The organism is Pseudomonas salmasensis (assembly GCF_014268375.2).
In the GTDB taxonomy this organism is placed as follows: Bacteria; Pseudomonadota; Gammaproteobacteria; order Pseudomonadales; family Pseudomonadaceae; genus Aquipseudomonas; species Aquipseudomonas salmasensis.
The window spans coordinates 2,164,124-2,181,545 of record NZ_CP077083.1 but is presented as its reverse complement, the minus strand read 5'-3'; the positions used below and the strand labels follow the sequence as shown (position 1 = coordinate 2,181,545).

Below are 17,422 nucleotides of genomic sequence, written 5' to 3'. Positions count from 1 at the left end.
GGCAGATGTCAAAGCAGTGGTGAATGAGGCTGACATGCCAGTTTTAACTCCGGTCGGAAATGGTAAATGCACGAAAGGTCATGCCTTGGGTAAATGCTGCTGGCTTTTAACAGCGTCGAAAAAACGCTCGCACAAATAGGAGCGTTTGGAAGGGTCGACTTGAGCGTCAATCAGCACCGGTCTGTCCATGCTCAAGGCTTCGTCCAAGTGCAGGCGCAGCTCGCGGCCAGTGGTGGCGGTGAACGCCTGGACTTGCAGGAACTGCCCTGCTGCGCAAAAGCTCATGGGCATCTGTTCGGTGAGCGCGATGTCAGCGGCATCCGAGGACAGCGAGGCCCAGCGCTGATTATTGAGAACAATCACGATAGGGCTCAGGCCAAACTTGGCTGCGCGCATCAGCTCGTTGCCCGTCATGTGGAAGGCGCCATCCCCCACTAGAACGATCGGCCGTCTACCGGTGCCCAATTGGTAGCCCATGGCCCCAGGCACCGCAATCCCCATGCTCATATACAGCGGCGAGGTGAGGACGTCGGCGGGGAACATGCCTAGGGACATGAAGAACACATCGCCGCAATCGACCACGAGTTGGGTGTCCGGCCGACTGACGAAATGACGGTTGAGCTCGTTGATAATGTCGAACGGCGTCAGCGGGCCTTCTTCTGAGGGGTAAAGGCTGGTGGGCGGCGGTACGATGAAGGTTTTTTGCGCGTCGGTCAGTGGCGCCAGTGGCGTCTTGGTGCTCTGGATCACATCGCTGAAGGCAATCAGGAACTCTGCTGTGGAGGCCTTGAAGCATTGGCGTCCGACCACAATTTTGCCGTCATCGGCGTGAATCAAGCGGCCCTTGGGGATATGGCTGGCAATACCCATGTTGACGTCAGAGTTGGGTTCGCCGACGAGCATCAGCACATCGCACTTGGCCAAAAGCTCACGGGTTATCCCTGAAGGTGAAGCAGGCCCGGCATAAATGCCTCGGTAGTTGGGATGCGAGGTCGGAATGCCGCCTCGGGACATGGGAGTTGCCACCCAAGGCATGGCGAGCCGCTCGCAGACCCGCATGGCCAGGTCCGTCAGCCCGCGACGCTTGAGATCCAGGCCAGGTACGAACACCGGGTCACGGGCCTTGCGTACCAACGCATACGCCAGTTCTGCAGCTTGGCGCGCGGCCTGGCTATAACGCACGGAAGGTTCCAGCGGCACCCGACGGGCAGGGGTGTAGCGCACCCGCGCCTGGAACAGGTCTCGTGGGATTTCTACATATACGGGCCTTGAGTGCAGTACCGCCAAGGCAACCGCTTCGCGCAGTTGCTCCAGCACCTGATGCGGGTCCGTGACACAGACCTGATGCACCGTAATCTCTTTCATGATGCGGTACTGGGTCTGGTGATCTACGATCGTGTGGTGCAGGAATAATGGCGCCTGGCGCTCGCGGGTGCCCGGTGAGCCGGAAAATACCAGCAGCGGCACGCGTTCCACGTAGGCTTGGGCGATGGCATTGGTGGCGTTCAGCACACCCACGCCATAGGTGAAGCACACGGCGCCTGGAACCCCTTTGCCTACCGCATAACCCAAGGCCGCCAGCGTGGTGCCGTACTCGTGGGACATGGTCCTGAGTGCAAGTCCCGGCGTGTTCAGCAGTTCTCGCGACAACTGCATGGTGAAGTCACCGGGGATACAAAACAGATCATCGATCCCGCTTTCAACCAGCACTCGACCCACCAGGTCGCCCAGGCTGACCTCCAGGGAGGTCAGGTTGATATGTGTGGAGGGGAGGTCAGTCATCGTTGGGCTCCCTGATACACCGCCGCCAGCAACTCCTCGTCCAAGTAGCTATCGAAGGAGTAGGCCAATGGCGCCAGGGGGAAAGCCTGGAGGAATTCTTTGATCTGCTGCGCGACCTTGGCCGGCTCGGTTTTCTTGAAGTACAGGTCGGCAATGAAGCGTGCGACCACTTCGAAATCTTTTTCTTTCATGCCTCGGCGCGTCATTGCTTGAACACCCAGGCGGATGCCATGTACACCAGGCTTGCCAGGGATTTCGATATTGGTGGAGCGAATACCACCGGCATGCAGACTGTTGACGCACAGGTCCAAGGCTTTTTGCAGATCGCCAACGGCAAAGTGCACTTGATGGGTCTGGGTGAAACCGAACGACTCACCTGTCACATCCAGCCCCAGCTCATGTAGATGGCGGGCCAGAGTCTTGGCATTGCTCACGATCTGTGCGGCATAGTCCCGACCGAAGAGCTCCATTTCCTTGAACGCCACCCACATCGGCGGCAACTGTTCTGCGTGGCAGTTGCTCTGCAAGTGTGGGCAGACCCAGAGGGCGGTATCTACCAGAAGGGGATGTTGAGCCGATTTGAAACCGATATAGCCTTTTTGCGGGCCAGGGATGGTCTTGTGAGTGTTGCCATGGACGATGTCGGCCCCACAGTTGAGAGGAGAATCAAACACACCGCCGATGATCAGGCCGCCGTCGTGGCTCATGTCATAGGTCAGGGTACAAGAGTCCGGCAGTACACCGCGGATCTCGGCCAACGGCTGCCAGCGCAGCTTGAACGATTGATCGAGAATGACGATACGGATATGAGGGTTGCGTCGAACCAGCTCATCGAGCTTGGCGACGTCGATCAGCAGGCTGATGGGGTCTACCGGCAGATGGAAAATCTCGATGCCCATTTTCTGCGCCAGGCTCTCCAGCGCAAAGTGACCACCGTCGCGGTGGGCAAAGTGGACAAAACCTTCACCCGGCTTGCAGGCCGCCAGCATGAGTGCCTGCTCAGCGGTAGAACCACCATTGGGGCGCCAGTCGAAGGCCTGCGCGCCGATCAGTGTTTTACCCAGGTCACGCACTTGATCAGCAATGGCGTTCATGTGCCCAGGCTCAGGGAAATGCCATTCGCCTGCGGGCACTTCAAAGGGAAACGAGCAGTGGTAGAACGCCCCGGCGGTAGAGCCGGACGTCAGGCGCACCAGGGCGCTGGGATAGTTTTCGTTCGCCGTCAGGCTCAGGCTTTCTTCACGGTACTGGTGATCCTTACCTAGGGTTGAGCTCAACCAATCGACGATTTGGGCAGTTTGTTGTTTGACATTGCTCATTGGATTTTCTCTGCACTTGAGGTGAAGGCGGATGGGCTGGCTTCGTAAAGCGACTCGCGGGGGCCGCCAATCACGTCGTATTCGATCTGGCAGGCTTCATCGATGATCAGGCCGTAGAGTTGCTCGATCAGGGACTCGCGGATGTGGTGCTGGCGACCACGAGCCTTGCACCGCTCGATGACCTGGACCACGCGGTTGGGCTGCATGACTGCTGTGTGGTGGTCTTTTTTGCTTTGCGCGACCTCTCGAATGAGGCCCAGGCGCTGACCGAGCAAGTCCACCAGTTGGTCGTCGATGCAGTCGATACGTTGACGAAAGTCCGCCAAACCCTCTGGTGCCTCATTCTTCGCTGGCGGCGTTTGGCCAAGCTGTTCGAACAGGCGGCGGCTGGTATTTTCAAGGCCGGGGTTCAGCGGTTGCAGCGCGTTTCTCAGCATTGCCATCGACAAGTGGTAGTCCAGGCGTGAGCCGGTATTGACCATGTCATCGAGCTTGCCCAGTTGCGCGAGCATTCGGCTGCGTATCTCTTGGGAGTAGGGGTTATTCGACTGTATTTCCCAATACACATCGGGATGGTTTTTAGTCATGCGTGCCAGTAACGCAAGCATGACTTTGAAGGGGGGCGGTGCGAGTTCGAATACCTTTTCCAGCGGGGCAGCAGACTCCTCCAGCGTCATACCAAACCCCATCACCAAGGCATGGCCAAGGGTCTGCAGATACGCCATCGTCCGATCATGCTCGCCGGTGGTCATCTCAAAGACGTTCACTGGCCAGCTGTACAACCACTCGATGAGTCCGGCCACCGCGTCGCCGTCGCGGTAGGTCACTACCGCTACAGGCCTGCCGGTGGGGTCCAGGTCACCGGAAAACATCGGGTTGATACCAACCATGGGCTGCGGCACATCCAGGGTCGCGACGAAATCGGCGAATTCGCTTTTGATCGACAGGGTATCGACGATCAGGCAATCGGAGCGCAATGAGGGGAGTAGGTGAGGCAGCGCTTCTATGAGGACGTTCTGGGCCAGCGCCAACACGAGGATTCGAGCGTCGCCCAGTTGCTGTTTTATTTCACTGCTGGGGCGCAGGATATCGCCCTGGATAACCGTGTGTGTCTGGGCCTCGAGCGATTGACCGTCTGCGGCCAGGTCAATGCCGGTGACGCTGTAGCCGGCAACGCTCAGTTGATTGGCCAGTAACTGGCCGATTGAGCCGAGTACGCCGACGACGACGGCATGACGATGCGCGGAGGAGGGAAGGCTCATACCGATGTATTCCTCAATTGTGTGACGGCCTCGACAACGCCGCTGGCCTTGACGATGGTTTCGATGTATTCGCCCAATGGATCGGAAAGCGAGGTAATAGCGCCGCCGACGCCGAAGCGGGCGACCTTGGCGTCGACAGTGATAGAGCGGATCATGATGTTGAGATCGCAGGCACCGCCCAGGCCAAACCAGCCGAGCGAGCCGGAATAGGCGCCACGCGGGCCTTCTTCGAGGCGGTCGATGATTTCCATCGTGCGTTTTTTCGGCGCACCGGTCATCGAGCCTCCGGGAAACGTCGCCCGCACACAGTCAACGGCGCTGAGTGACGGTTTGAGTTGGCCGCTGATGGTGGATACCAATTGGTGCACGTGAGAGTAAGTTTCGACGGCAAACAACGCTGGCACCCTGACGGAACCGATGGTGCAGACCTGCCCCAGGTCGTTGCGCAGCAGATCGACAATCATCAGGTTTTCAGCCCGATCTTTTTCGTCACCGCGCATCTGTTCGATCAGTTCCTGATCTTCTTCGGCGCACCGTCCGCGTGGTCGGGTACCTTTGATCGGTTTGGCTTCGACCTGGTGGTGCCGGTCGATTTTCAGGAAGCGTTCCGGTGACGAACTGACGATCTGAAAATCGGGGATCGAGAAATAGCCGGCATGGGGAGCGGGCGTCAGTTCACGCATCACGGTATAGAGATCAAAAGGCGAGTCGGCGAATGGAAACTCAATCAAGTTAGTCAGGCAGACCTCATAGGTCTCACCATCGATGATTTCGCGTTGGGCTTCGTTGATCTTGTCGATGTAGCACTGTTTGGAGTGTCGTATGGAGGCGTGGTCTTGTATCCACGCCTCCACCTGAGGCAGCGACAACTTACGTTGACGGCTTATCGGCTGCGCACCCCTGGGCTGTTCGTGCAGGCGCGCTTGGACTTGGTCGAACCAGTGGGACGCACTCTGACGGTCCTGATCATGTTCCACGAGGTACAGCAAGTAGCAGCGTTGTTCGGCGTGATCGAACGCAATCATCCGTGTGGCCAGAATGAAGGCCGCATCGTGTGATCGGGATGCATAAGCTTGAGCGCCGATGGTTTGGCTCTTGAGCTCATAGCCAAGCAGGCCGACGTACCCAAGGTTGAAATCAAACGGCAGCCGGTCTGGCTGTTTGCACTGGTAATGGTTGAGACGCGAGGCTAACAATTGGAGGAAGTCCTGCGTTGACTCCCGAGTGATGCCGTCGCTGCACTCAACGCAGGCGCTGTGCGAGGATGCCTCGTAAGTGATCGTTTCAGCGAGGCGTCCATGGGAGTCGCCCATGAACGAGAAGCGGGAGAAACCGGGTTTCACGACGCTGCTTTCGAGAAAGAAATGGCGCGGTGAACTCAGAAATTCGCTGCGAAATACACGCAATGGATCGGGGTTATAGTCAAGTGCTCTGACTTCGACATCAAAGGTTGTCATTGCCCACTCCTGTTAGTTGTGATGCCGGTAGCCGGCAGGTTTAGCGGGGTAGACGGTCGAGTTTGTGCCGGTGCGCGATGTCTCGAAAATTGCGCAGCAGATCAAGCCCGGAGTCAGTGCAGATGGATTCGGGGTGGAACTGGATGCCGTAGAGCGGTCGCTCTTTATGACGGATACCGTGGATCATTCCGTTTTCATCCCAGGCACTGAGCTCAAACGGTTCCTTGAGCGCCTTTACGACGAGGGAGTGATAACGAACGACCGGCATTTCCTCGGGCAGGCCTTTGAACACACCTTCATTGTTGTGGCGTATATGTCTGACTCTCCCATGCATGGGTTCCGGTGCGTGGTCCACGTCCATGCCGTGCACGTGCGCCATGCACTGGTGACCCAGGCAAACCCCCAATAAAGGCACGTGGGCATCGCGGATCACGTCTTCACTGATCCCAACGTCTTGCCGACGCTTGGGCGTACCAGGGCCAGGGGACACGATGATGCAGTCGTAGCGGCCCAGGTCTATATCGTGGGGCGACGCATCGTTGGTAAAGACATCAGGTTCTTCCCCTGTTACTTGCCCCATATATTGATAAAGGTTGTAGGTGAAAGAATCGAAGTTGTCGATAATCAAAGTCTTGAACATGGGGTCAGCTCTCGTTTCTTAATACTCAAGACGTGACATAGTTGCGATCTGAAAAAGCATCCTTAACACTGTCAAGTTCTAATACGCCGATCTGGTTGAGCAGTCGGTAGATGCGCTGCAATATCGATTTCTTCATGCGCTCCTGATCCGTTGAGAAATGCGGATCGGACTCATCAATAACGCGCTCTGCTTGGGCGTCGGACAAACCGCATTCAGCGAGTATTCTGCGTTCGAAACGACGACTGAGGTCGGCCCCGAGGAAATCATCCAAGTAGGCCGGGAGCATTAAGCCAATGTGTTCTTGTGTCTCGCGTGGAAGTTGTGGCCAGCGTTCTTTCATAAGATCAGCAAAGAATCGAGAGTGGCGGCCCTCATCGCGTACATGGTCCATCATCAAGGTGGTAAATGACTGAGCGAGTTCCCGCTCACGACCAAGGTTGGCAACTTCATCGGTCAGGACGTTCTCCGCGATTGTCACGGCCAGGAGCTGGAAGTCCATGCGCATGTCTTCCGGCAAGGCCGCATAAGCTCGCGCGGTCGCATCAAGTTTTCGATTGGTCTGCGGCACTTCCAAGGGTTCTATTGCGCTTTTTTTCTTCATTTGAATGATGTAGTCAAGCGCAACATGGGCATGGTAACCCTCGTCGACGATAACCGTCAGTGCCTGCAACTTAGCGGCATCGTTGATGCCTTTGATATGATTGTGAAGCATGTCCAGGCAGCACTGGATGACAAACTTGGTTTCGAGTAAACCGACGCCGTATAAAAATTGATAGGCGGCCTGAGTCAGAATATAAGAGCGCACCTGCGGGCCCAGCGCCGATACCAAGGGGTGCTCGCAAATAGAGCAGCGTGCCACTGGATAAATAAGCTGCTCGCCGCTGTAGTCGGGCACAAGAATCCGCGGTGTTGAACGTACGGTGGCCTTGGCGTACCACGTGTCGGTGATCTTGTTCAGTAGTTCAGTTGCAGGCATGACGGCCCTCCAGGGATTGAGATACGAGGCCCGAGCGAAGTCGCGGCCGGCTGTGTTGTGTCTGTCAGCGAATGAAAAAAAGACGACGAGTCACGCCACCGTTATCCACGATGCGAAAATTTTCTTGCCGTCGGAGTGCGTGACTTTTCCAGCGCGGCTGGCATGAATGCCGACGTTGCGCAGCAACCGTTCCACGCCCAGCGGCGATACGGTGATCAGCTTGCTTGCGCCTTGCCCGGCGGCGCTCGCCAGTGTTTTGCGCATCAAGTCGATAGCGACATCGGAAGAAAACTGAGAGGCGACTCTTTTGTTTCGAGTCTCGAAATCCATCGCCGCGAAGCGAGACAACTCCAGGACAGTTTCCGAGTTCGGCGGTGCTTCGCCGCTCAATAACTCGGGGAACACTTCGCTCAATAAATAAGGACGGGTAGTGCTGAGCAGTCGGGCGGTGCCGATGATCTGTTCATCATCATTCTGAGCGACCACATAGACAGTGTCGTCGCGATCAAATTGATCGTATTCGAGACCGTTAGTGCAATTGAGCTTCCAGCCCAGGTGCTCAACGAACACTTTATGGCGATATTGTCCTATCGCGTTCATTACAGAGGGCGTAAGTGTGGATGATGTTCCGGTAATGAAGTGCACTTTTGATCACCTGGCGAGAATCTGCCAGGCAATTAGATATAAAAAATGATCTCAGGCCACCTACTATAAATCGTAGGTTGCCCGTTTGGGCACGGCGTGTTAAGTTTCGTTCATGCCAAGAAATTGGCATTGCCTTAGTGTTGCGCGGTGATGGTTTATTGACGTTGGGGGTGATAAGGTCATACTAATAAACCCAACATGGCCGCCCGCACGACGGCAGCGGTTTTATTGCATGTCTTGAGTTTGAGTACGGCGTTCTTGATATGAAAGTCTATGGTGTTTTTGGACACAGTAAGAATGTCCGAAATTTCGCTTGCTGACTTTCCGTCGGCTGTCCATTTCAAGACCTCCAATTCACGGAACGTCAGGTTGGGATCTTGTTCTTTTCGATGGCGATGAGTGATGGCCCTCGACAAGGAAGAATGGGCAATGGAGACCAACCAGGTCAGCCTGTTTTCAATGTGTGCCAGTTCTGATGAACTTAACGTTTGAGCAGACCTGGACACGCTGAGCATGCCGCCGGCACCGACCAAATCGATGTGCGACTGCGACCAGCCGACGTTGATGCCGTGAGCATTGGCCTCCTCCCACAGTTGCGCAGCTTGGCAAAAGCTCGATGCACTCCAGATCAACGGGGCTTGAGTGCGACGACCATGCAGGACGGCGGGATCATCTTTCATATAGTGAGCGGCGCTGTAGCGGGCTCGCCATGCCTCAGGGTAGTTGTCGAGAATAATGACTTTGGGGGCTGTCAGGGGTAGGGGCAGTTGCAAGCCGTAAGCGCAGTGATCAAAACCGAGCTGCTGAGCGGCAGCTGTTATTTTTTTGAAGATGGTTTGTTCACAGCCGTCGAGCTCGAAAATGCCCCACATATCGCTCTTCCATGTATCCATCAGACCTCCTTGTCTCTCTATCTCAACGGCGAGTCACACGTTTTGGAGGCTGCGCCTTACTCTCCACACCGGGTCGAGGTGCGGGGAGCGGCCTTGTGTCCGGCAGAGAATGCAGCCGGTTAGCCCATCTTTATTCTTCAGCAGCTCCTCCATGATGCAGATCCGACCGACATACATGCAGGTGTGAAATGTTTTGAAACATCGCGGCGAAGATACTACCAACGGGCCGCTCGCACTAGTGAAACTGTAAGTGGGAGCTCTGTGCGGCCGGCGTGTCTTCACCTGTAGATTAGGCTTTTGAATCCATTGGATATTCTGTAGCCTTGCGCAGCTTCAGTTTTACCCGTACTTGATGAACAAAAACACTTCGTCCGGCGGCGCCCGAAGGGCTCCGGAGCCGGTGGTACACTCGACTTTCGCGCTACTGCGCCTGCAGGTCTTGCGAACATGACGCACATTTCCGAACGCCTACTGGTTCAAGCCCACCTCGACGCCAAGCAGCCCAAGGTGCTCAGCGCTGCCGAAGAGGCGAGCCTGCGAACCGCAATCGCCGCCGAGCTCAAGGCTCAGGATGCAGTGCTGGTTGCCCACTTTTATTGCGACCCGGTGATTCAGGCCCTGGCCGAAGAAACCGGCGGCTGTGTTTCCGACTCCCTGGAGATGGCCCGCTTCGGCGCCGCCCACCCGGCCAAGACCGTACTGGTAGCCGGCGTGCGCTTCATGGGGGAGACCGCCAAGATCCTCACGCCTGAAAAACGCATCCTGATGCCTACCCTGGAAGCCACCTGCTCCCTGGACCTGGGTTGCCCCGTGGATGAGTTTTCTGCGTTCTGCGATCAACACCCCGAGCGCACCGTGGTGGTGTATGCCAACACCTCGGCGGCGGTCAAAGCCCGGGCGGATTGGGTGGTGACTTCCAGCTGCGCGCTGGAGATCGTCGAAAGCCTGATGGACAACGGCGAGACCATTATCTGGGGCCCGGACAAACACTTGGGCACCTACATCCAGCGCCAGACCGGTGCCGACATGCTGCTTTGGGACGGTGCCTGCATCGTCCACGAAGAATTCAAGTCCAAGCAACTCGAAGACATGAAGGCGCTGTACCCGGATGCGGCGATCCTGGTGCACCCGGAGTCACCGACTTCGGTGATCGAACTGGCTGACGCGGTGGGCTCCACCAGCCAACTGATCGCCGCTGCGCAACGCTTGCCGAACAAGACCTTTATCGTCGCCACCGACCGCGGCATCTTCTACAAGATGCAGCAGCTGTGCCCGGACAAAGTTTTCGTCGAAGCGCCTACCGCCGGTAACGGCGCAGCCTGCCGCAGTTGCGCGCACTGCCCGTGGATGGCGATGAATACGCTGGAGCGTACGTTGCAGTGTTTGCGGGAGGGCAGCAATGAGATCTTCGTGGAACCGGCGGTGATTCCACAGGCGGTACGGCCGCTCAAGCGCATGCTCGACTTTACCCAGGCTGCACGGTTGAAGCTGGCCGGCAACGCCTGATCCTCAGGCTGAGCACAAATCAAAATGTGGGAGCTGGCTTGCCTTAATGCCAGTGAGTTAAGGCGTTTTTGTAGGAGCGAGCTTGCTCGCGAAAAATTCAAAGGCGCCGCGTTCATTCAGCAGCACGCGTTATCGTTGACGTTTTTCGCGAGCAAGCTCGCTCCTACAGAAGGCCAGCTCCCACAGTTAATCTGTGATGCGCTTGAGTTACTTCTTTTGCTTCGGAATCCGCACCAGTTGGGTATCCGAATAGATGTCATGCCAGCTGCGTTTTTGTTTATCGAACAACGACCAGATAAACCCCAGCCCCACGCACAGCCATGACGCAATCGACACCACAAAACGCAACAGTGCCTGCCACAGGCTGATCCGCGAGCCGTCGGCGTTCTGCACGCGCACGCCCCACACCTGCATGCCCAGGGTTTGCCCCGAATGGGTCCAGAACTTGGCGAAGAAACCAAACAGCACGAACAACAGGATCGTCGACAGCAACGGGTCACCGTCCAGCGCGCCGGATTCGGTGAGCGTGCGCATCTTCGCTTCGCCCACGAAGGCGATCCACACCAGCTTGTAGATAAACGCGGTGACGATCAGCAAGGCGGTGCACAACAGGAAGTCGTAGAACATCGCTGCCAGGCGGCGGCCCAGGCCAACGGCGGGGAATTCGCCCCGGGGGCTCAACAGGGGTTTGGACATGGCAGGGCTCTCTGAAGAAAGCACGCAGTTTACGCAATGGCGCCCATAAAAAAGCCCCTGATGTCATATCAGGGGCTTTTTGTCGCAGGAAGGATCAGCCTTCTGCTTGGACTTCGTCAGCCTGCAGGCCTTTCTGGCCTTGAACTGAAACGAAGGTGACCTTCTGGCCTTCCTTCAGGCTTTTGAAGCCGTTGCCCTGAATGGCGCGGAAATGCACGAACAGATCCGGGCCGCTTTCAGGAGTGATAAAACCAAACCCTTTCTCGTCGTTGAACCACTTGACGGTACCGCTCTGACGTTTGCTATCCGACATTTTCTTCTTTCCTTTGACGCTAAAAATTAATGACAGCCCCTTTCACACGAAAGAGTACTGGGCTGGGTTGCAGGAAAGTTAAGAGACGTCGAACGGGTTGTAGCAACTACTTCAGCTACTGCCCAGGTCCAGGTTCCAAGCGACCCATGCAAACACAGTGGGCAAACTCTACGCCAACTAAGATGAAAAAAACAAGCCCTGGGGAAGGCCTTGATTTTACTGGGTCTCATGACACTTTGTTGAATGTTCGGGTGCCGGCTTATTCGATAGAGTTGCTCACTTGTTATAGAGCGGTAGCTATAAAAAAGCCTATCGTGAATGCACTGTTTTATGGCGGTTGCGTTACAGTTTAGTGCACGTTAACGCAACCGCGTTACTTATAGAAACAGTCAATCAGCCGCGGTAGTAACGTTGCGGAACGAATGGCATTTTACTTACACGCAGTGGCACCTTTTTCCCACGTACCATTGCGCAAACTTCGGTATCCAGTGCGACAAATGCGCTGTCCAGGTAACCCATCGCCAATGGGCCGCCCAAGGTGGGGCCAAAGCCGCCGCTGCACACGCTGCCGATAACCGTACCTTGTGCATCGACGATTTCTGCGCCTTCACGCACCGGGGTACGCTCCTGCGGCAGCAGGCCTACGCGTTTGCGCGCCACACCGGTTTGCTGCTGGGTGAAGATGCGGTCGGCGCCAGGGAAGCCACCGGCCCGCGGGCCATCGGCACGTCGAGCCTTGGAGATCGCCCACAGCAGGCTGGCTTCGATCGGGGTGGTGTCGGTGTTCATGTCGTGGCCGTACAGGCACAGGCCGGCTTCCAGGCGCAGCGAATCGCGGGCGCCCAGGCCGATGGCCTGCACTTCGGTTTCGGCCAACAGGCTGCGGGCCAGGCTCTCGGCATTGGCCGCCGGTACGGAGATTTCAAAGCCGTCTTCACCGGTGTAGCCGGAGCGGCTGACGTAGCAGTCCACGTCCAGCAAACGCAGGGTGGCAAATTGCATGAAGGTCATCTGGGTGACTTCAGGGGCCAGGCGCGCCAATACCTTCACCGCCGCCGGGCCTTGCAGGGCCAGCAGGGCGCGTTCTTCGAACAGCGGTTCGATGGTGCATTGGTCGCCGATATGTGCGCGCAGGTGCGCCAGATCCTGGTCCTTGCAAGCCGCGTTGACCACCAGGAACAACTCGTCGTTACCCAGGTTGGCGACCATCAGGTCGTCGAGGATGCCGCCTTGCTCATTGGTGAACATCGCATAGCGCTGCATGCCGACTGGCAGGTCGATGATATCGACGGGTACCAGGGTTTCCAGGGCCTTGGCGGCATTCGCGCCGGTGAGGCGGATCTGGCCCATGTGGGACACGTCGAACAACCCGGCCTGTTCACGGGTGTGCAGGTGTTCTTTCATCACGCCCAAGGGGTACTGCACCGGCATGTCGTAGCCGGCGAAGGGCACCATGCGTGCGCCCAGTTCCAGGTGCAGGGCGTGCAGTGGAGTTTTCAACAGGGTTTCGGTGGACATATTCAGCTCCTGAAAAACGTGCCGACGCGCTTGTGGGCGTCAGCACTCGATAATGTTGACCGCCAAACCGCCACGGGCGGTTTCCTTGTATTTGCTTTTCATGTCGGCGCCGGTCTGGCGCATGGTGCGGATGACCTTGTCGAGGGACACGAAGTGCTGCCCGTCGCCACGCAGGGCCATGCGCACCGCATTGATCGCCTTCACCGAGCCCATGGCATTGCGCTCGATGCACGGCACCTGCACCAGCCCGCCAATCGGGTCGCAGGTCAGGCCGAGGTTGTGTTCCATGCCGATCTCGGCAGCGTTTTCCACTTGGGACACGCTGCCGCCCAGCACTTCACAGAGTGCGCCTGCGGCCATGGAACAGGCCACGCCGACTTCGCCCTGGCACCCGACTTCGGCGCCTGAGATCGAAGCGTTTTCCTTGTACAAAATGCCGATGGCGGCGGCGGTGAGCAAAAAGCGCACCACGCCGTCTTCGTTCGCGCCGGGGATGAAGCGCATGTAGTAATGCAGCACGGCGGGAATGATCCCGGCTGCGCCGTTAGTGGGCGCGGTGACCACACGCCCGCCATTGGCGTTTTCTTCGTTGACTGCCAGCGCATACAGGTTGACCCAATCGAGCACCGACAGCGGGTCGCGCAGCGCCGACTCCGGGTTCTTGCACAACTGCCGGTGCAAGGCCGCTGCCCGGCGCTTGACCTTCAAGCCTCCGGGCAAGATGCCTTCGTTGCGACAGCCAGCATCGACGCAGTCCTGCATCACCTGCCAGATCTTCAACAAACCGCTGCGGGTTTCCGCTTCCGGGCGCCAGGCGCTTTCATTGGTCAGCATCACCTGGCTGATGGACAGGCCATAGGTGGTGCAATGGCCAAGCAAATCCTTGGCGTGTTTGAACGGGAAGGTCAGGGGCGTGGCGTCTTCGACGATACGGTCGGCGCCGGCCGCGTCTTCATCCACCACGAAACCACCACCGACCGAGTAATACTCGCGGCTGCGGATCTGGATGCCGGCGGCGTCAAAGGCACGAAAAATCATGCCGTTGGGATGATAGGCAAGGGGCTTGCGAATCATCGCCAGGTGTTCTTTCTCGTTGAACGCAATGCTGTGTTCGCCGAGCAGGTTGAGGCGCCCGTCACTGCGCATCTGCGCCAGGCGTGCAGCCACGGTTTCGGTGTTCACGGTGTCCGGGTGTTCGCCTTCCAGGCCCAGCAGCACGGCCTTGTCGCTGCCGTGGCCTTTGCCGGTGGCGCCCAGCGACCCGTAGAGTTCCACCTTGATGCCAGTGGTGGCCTCCAGCAGGTTGTCACGCTTGAGCCCCTCGACGAATCGAGCGGCGGCAAGCATCGGGCCGACGGTGTGGGAGCTGGAGGGGCCGATGCCAATCTTGAACAGGTCGAACACGCTAAGGGACATGGTTGTTCTCCGGTTTCTTATTATTGGGAACCCAATCCACCCCTTCCCTGTAGGAGCGAGCTTGCTCGCGAAAAACTTATAGGCGCCACGTTCAATCAGATTTGAGCGGCGATCTCAGGTTCTTCGCGAGCAAGCTCGCTCCTACAGGTGGGGCATTATCAGGCGTAGCTCTCGATCGACGGGCACGCACACACCAGGTTGCGATCGCCAAACACGTTGTCGACCCGGCCAACCGGCGGCCAGTACTTGCCTTCGATCAACGACGCTACCGGGTACACCGCTTGTTCACGGCTGTATGGGTGGCTCCATTCGCCCACCAGTTCCGCAGCCGTGTGCGGCGCGTTCTTGAGGGGGTTGTCGTCTTTGTCGAGGGTGCCGTTTTCTACCGCGCGGATCTCTTCGCGGATGGCGATCATGGCGTCGCAGAAGCGGTCCAGTTCTTCCTTGGATTCACTTTCGGTCGGCTCGATCATCAAGGTGCCGGCCACCGGGAACGACATGGTCGGCGCATGGAAACCAAAATCGATCAGGCGCTTGGCCACGTCGTCCACGCTGATGCCGCTGCTGTCTTTCAACGGGCGCAGGTCCAGGATGCATTCGTGGGCCACCAGGCCATTGCTGCCGGTGTACAGCACGGGGTAGTGCTCTTCCAGGCGGCGGGAAATGTAGTTGGCATTCAGGATCGCCAACTGCGACGCGCGCTTGAGGCCGGCGCCGCCCATCATGCTGATGTACATCCAGGTGATTGGCAAAATGCTCGCGCTGCCGAACGGCGCAGCGCACACCGCGCCTTCCTTGCGCTCCATGGCTGCGTGGCCAGGCAGGAATGGCGTGAGGTGCGACTTGACGCCAATCGGGCCAACGCCCGGGCCGCCACCGCCGTGGGGGATGCAGAAGGTTTTGTGCAGGTTCAGGTGGGACACGTCGCCACCGAACTTGCCCGGTGCGCAGAGGCCGACCATGGCGTTCATGTTGGCGCCGTCGATGTACACCTGGCCGCCGTTGTCGTGAATGATCCCGCAGATTTCGCGGATACCTTCCTCGAACACCCCGTGGGTGGACGGGTAGGTGATCATCAGCGCGGCAAGGTGCTCGCGGTGCTCGATGGCCTTGGCGCGCAGGTCTTCGATGTCGACGTTGCCGCGTGCATCGCAAGCGGTGACCACCACGCGCATGCCGGCCATGTTGGCGGTGGCAGGGTTGGTGCCGTGGGCTGACGATGGGATCAGGCAGATGTCGCGACGTTCTTCGCCACGGCTCTGGTGATAGGCACGGATGGCCAACAGGCCTGCGTATTCACCCTGGGAGCCGGCGTTCGGCTGCAGGGAGATCGCGTCGTAACCGGTGGCCGCGCAGAGCATGGCTTCCAGTTCGCTGGTCAGTTGCTGGTAGCCGGCGCTTTGCGCAGCGGGAGCGAATGGGTGCAGGGCACCGAATTCGGCCCAGGTCACCGGGATCATTTCGCTGGCGGCGTTGAGCTTCATGGTGCACGAGCCCAGCGGGATCATGGTGCGGTCCAGGGCCAGGTCCTTGTCGGCCAGTTTGCGCAGGTAGCGCATCAGCTCGGTTTCCGAGTGATAGCGGTTGAACACCGGGTGGCTGAGGATTGGCGACTGGCGCAGCAATGCGTTCGGCAGGGTGCTGTCGGTGGCAGCAAAGGCTGGCAGGGTTTTGCCGTCCGCGAAGATGGCCCACAAGGCCTGGATATCGGCCTGGGTGGTGGTTTCGTCGACCGACAAGCCCACGCGCTCGCCGTCTACTACACGCAGGTTGATGCGCTGGGCGCGGGCCTTGTCGTGCAGGGCCGCGGTGTGGGCGCCGGTGTTAATTGTCAGGGTGTCGAAGAAGTGTGCCTGCTCGACGTTCTGGCCCAGGGCGGTCAAGCCCTTGGCCAGGATCGCAGTTAACTGGTGAATACGCTGGGCGATCTGGGTCAGGCCTTTGGGGCCGTGGTACACGGCGTACATGCTGGCAATGTTGGCCAGCAGCACTTGGGCTGTGCAGATGTTGCTGGTGGCTTTCTCGCGGCGGATATGTTGCTCGCGGGTCTGCATGGCCAGGCGCAGGGCCGGCTTGCCGAAGCGGTCAACGGAAACGCCGACCAGACGGCCAGGCATGTCGCGCTTGAACGCATCCTTGGTGGAGAAGTACGCCGCGTGCGGGCCACCAAAACCCAGCGGCACGCCAAAGCGCTGTGCGCTGCCGATGGCGACGTCGGCGCCGAATTCACCCGGCGGCGTCAGCAGGGTCAGGGCCAGCAAGTCGGCAGCCACGGCGACCAGTGCGTTGGCGGCGTGGAAACGTTCGGTCAGTTCGCGATAGTCGAACACATCGCCGTTGCTGGCCGGGTATTGCAGCAGGGCGCCGAAGAACGGGCTGACGTCGGTCAGTTCGCGCTCATCGCCCACCACTACATCGATGCCCAGTGGCTCGGCACGGGTACGCAGGACGTCGAGGGTTTGTGGGTGGCTGTGCACCGACGCGAAGAACGCGTTGCTGCTTTTGTTCTTGCTCAGGCGCTTGCAGAAGGTCATGGCTTCGGCGGCAGCGGTGGCTTCGTCGAGCAGGGAGGCGTTGGCAATCGGCAGGCCGGTGAGGTCGCTGATCAGGGTCTGGAAATTCAGCAGGGCTTCCAGGCGGCCTTGGGAAATCTCCGGCTGGTAGGGCGTATAGGCGGTGTACCAGGCCGGGTTTTCCAACAGGTTGCGCAGGATCGGCGACGGCGTATGGCAGTTGTAGTAGCCCTGGCCGATGTAGGTTTTGAACAGTTGGTTCTGGCCGGCAATGGCCTTGATCTTGGCCAGGGCTTGGGCTTCGCTCAAGCCGTCTTCCAGGCCGAGCACGCTGGTGCCCTTGATGCTTTCCGGGATCACGCTGGCGCTCAGGGCTTCCAGGGAATCAAACCCCAGGCTGGCGAGCATTTGCTGCTCATCTTCCTGGCGCGGGCCGATGTGGCGGGCGATGAATTCGTTGGCGGTGGTCAGATTAACGGTCATGGC

At 58.5% G+C, this 17,422-nt stretch carries 14 protein-coding genes; 1 reads left to right on the top strand and 13 read right to left on the bottom strand.

The window, feature by feature from the left end:
• Nucleotides 1-78: 78 nt before the first annotated feature.
• The 8 genes from HU731_RS09640 to HU731_RS09605 all read right to left on the bottom strand — a co-directional run bounded on the left by HU731_RS09640 (nucleotide 79) and on the right by HU731_RS09605 (nucleotide 8,974).
• Nucleotides 79-1,782, bottom strand: coding sequence for a thiamine pyrophosphate-binding protein (locus HU731_RS09640; RefSeq protein WP_186607899.1), 1,704 nt, complete (start codon nucleotides 1,780-1,782; stop codon nucleotides 79-81).
• A complete protein-coding gene (locus HU731_RS09635; protein ID WP_186607900.1) occupies nucleotides 1,779-3,101 on the bottom strand; it encodes a hypothetical protein in 1,323 nt (440 codons plus the stop codon). The genes HU731_RS09640 and HU731_RS09635 overlap by 4 nt, the downstream gene beginning before the upstream one ends.
• Entirely contained in the window at nucleotides 3,098-4,363 is a 1,266-nt protein-coding gene (locus HU731_RS09630; RefSeq protein ID WP_186607901.1) for a chorismate mutase, read from the bottom strand. Before HU731_RS09630 ends, HU731_RS09635 begins: the two co-directional genes overlap by 4 nt.
• Nucleotides 4,360-5,820, bottom strand: a complete 1,461-nt coding sequence (gene pabB, locus HU731_RS09625; RefSeq protein WP_186607902.1) for an aminodeoxychorismate synthase component I — start codon at nucleotides 5,818-5,820, stop codon at nucleotides 4,360-4,362. Before pabB ends, HU731_RS09630 begins: the two co-directional genes overlap by 4 nt.
• Before the next feature lie 40 nt (nucleotides 5,821-5,860).
• The gene (locus tag HU731_RS09620) at nucleotides 5,861-6,460 is read right to left on the bottom strand and encodes an anthranilate synthase component II (protein WP_186607903.1); all 600 of its coding nucleotides are present in this window, start codon (nucleotides 6,458-6,460) and stop codon (nucleotides 5,861-5,863) included.
• Nucleotides 6,461-6,485: 25 nt separating this feature from the next.
• A complete protein-coding gene (locus tag HU731_RS09615) occupies nucleotides 6,486-7,436 on the bottom strand; it encodes a diiron oxygenase (RefSeq protein WP_186607904.1) in 951 nt (316 codons plus the stop codon).
• 90 nt (nucleotides 7,437-7,526) lie between these two features.
• Nucleotides 7,527-8,081, bottom strand: a complete 555-nt coding sequence (locus tag HU731_RS09610; RefSeq protein ID WP_202889559.1) for an acyl-homoserine-lactone synthase — start codon at nucleotides 8,079-8,081, stop codon at nucleotides 7,527-7,529.
• Nucleotides 8,082-8,260: 179 nt separating this feature from the next.
• Nucleotides 8,261-8,974 carry an autoinducer binding domain-containing protein gene (locus HU731_RS09605; protein WP_186607905.1) on the bottom strand — a complete coding sequence of 238 codons (714 nt, stop codon included), beginning with the start codon at nucleotides 8,972-8,974 and terminating at the stop codon, nucleotides 8,261-8,263.
• A 447-nt stretch (nucleotides 8,975-9,421) separates the two neighbouring features.
• Between HU731_RS09605 and nadA the strand changes: the two genes are divergently transcribed.
• Nucleotides 9,422-10,480 (top strand): quinolinate synthase NadA, encoded by a 1,059-nt coding sequence (gene nadA / locus HU731_RS09600; RefSeq protein ID WP_003193840.1) that lies wholly within the window; start codon nucleotides 9,422-9,424, stop codon nucleotides 10,478-10,480.
• 207 nt (nucleotides 10,481-10,687) lie between these two features.
• Here nadA and HU731_RS09595 read toward each other — a convergent pair whose 3' ends face one another.
• The 5 genes from HU731_RS09595 to gcvP all read right to left on the bottom strand — a co-directional run bounded on the left by HU731_RS09595 (nucleotide 10,688) and on the right by gcvP (nucleotide 17,419).
• Entirely contained in the window at nucleotides 10,688-11,176 is a 489-nt protein-coding gene (locus HU731_RS09595; protein WP_186607906.1) for an RDD family protein, read from the bottom strand.
• 94 nt (nucleotides 11,177-11,270) lie between these two features.
• The gene (locus HU731_RS09590; protein ID WP_003193835.1) at nucleotides 11,271-11,489 is read right to left on the bottom strand and encodes a cold-shock protein; all 219 of its coding nucleotides are present in this window, start codon (nucleotides 11,487-11,489) and stop codon (nucleotides 11,271-11,273) included.
• 393 nt (nucleotides 11,490-11,882) lie between these two features.
• Complete coding sequence (gene gcvT, locus HU731_RS09585) at nucleotides 11,883-13,007, bottom strand: glycine cleavage system aminomethyltransferase GcvT (protein WP_186607907.1); 1,125 nt, start codon at nucleotides 13,005-13,007, stop codon at nucleotides 11,883-11,885.
• Nucleotides 13,008-13,046: 39 nt separating this feature from the next.
• A complete protein-coding gene (locus tag HU731_RS09580) occupies nucleotides 13,047-14,423 on the bottom strand; it encodes an L-serine ammonia-lyase (protein ID WP_186607908.1) in 1,377 nt (458 codons plus the stop codon).
• Between the two features lie 158 nt (nucleotides 14,424-14,581).
• A complete protein-coding gene (gene gcvP, locus HU731_RS09575; RefSeq protein ID WP_186607909.1) occupies nucleotides 14,582-17,419 on the bottom strand; it encodes an aminomethyl-transferring glycine dehydrogenase in 2,838 nt (945 codons plus the stop codon).
• Nucleotides 17,420-17,422 lie beyond the last annotated feature (3 nt).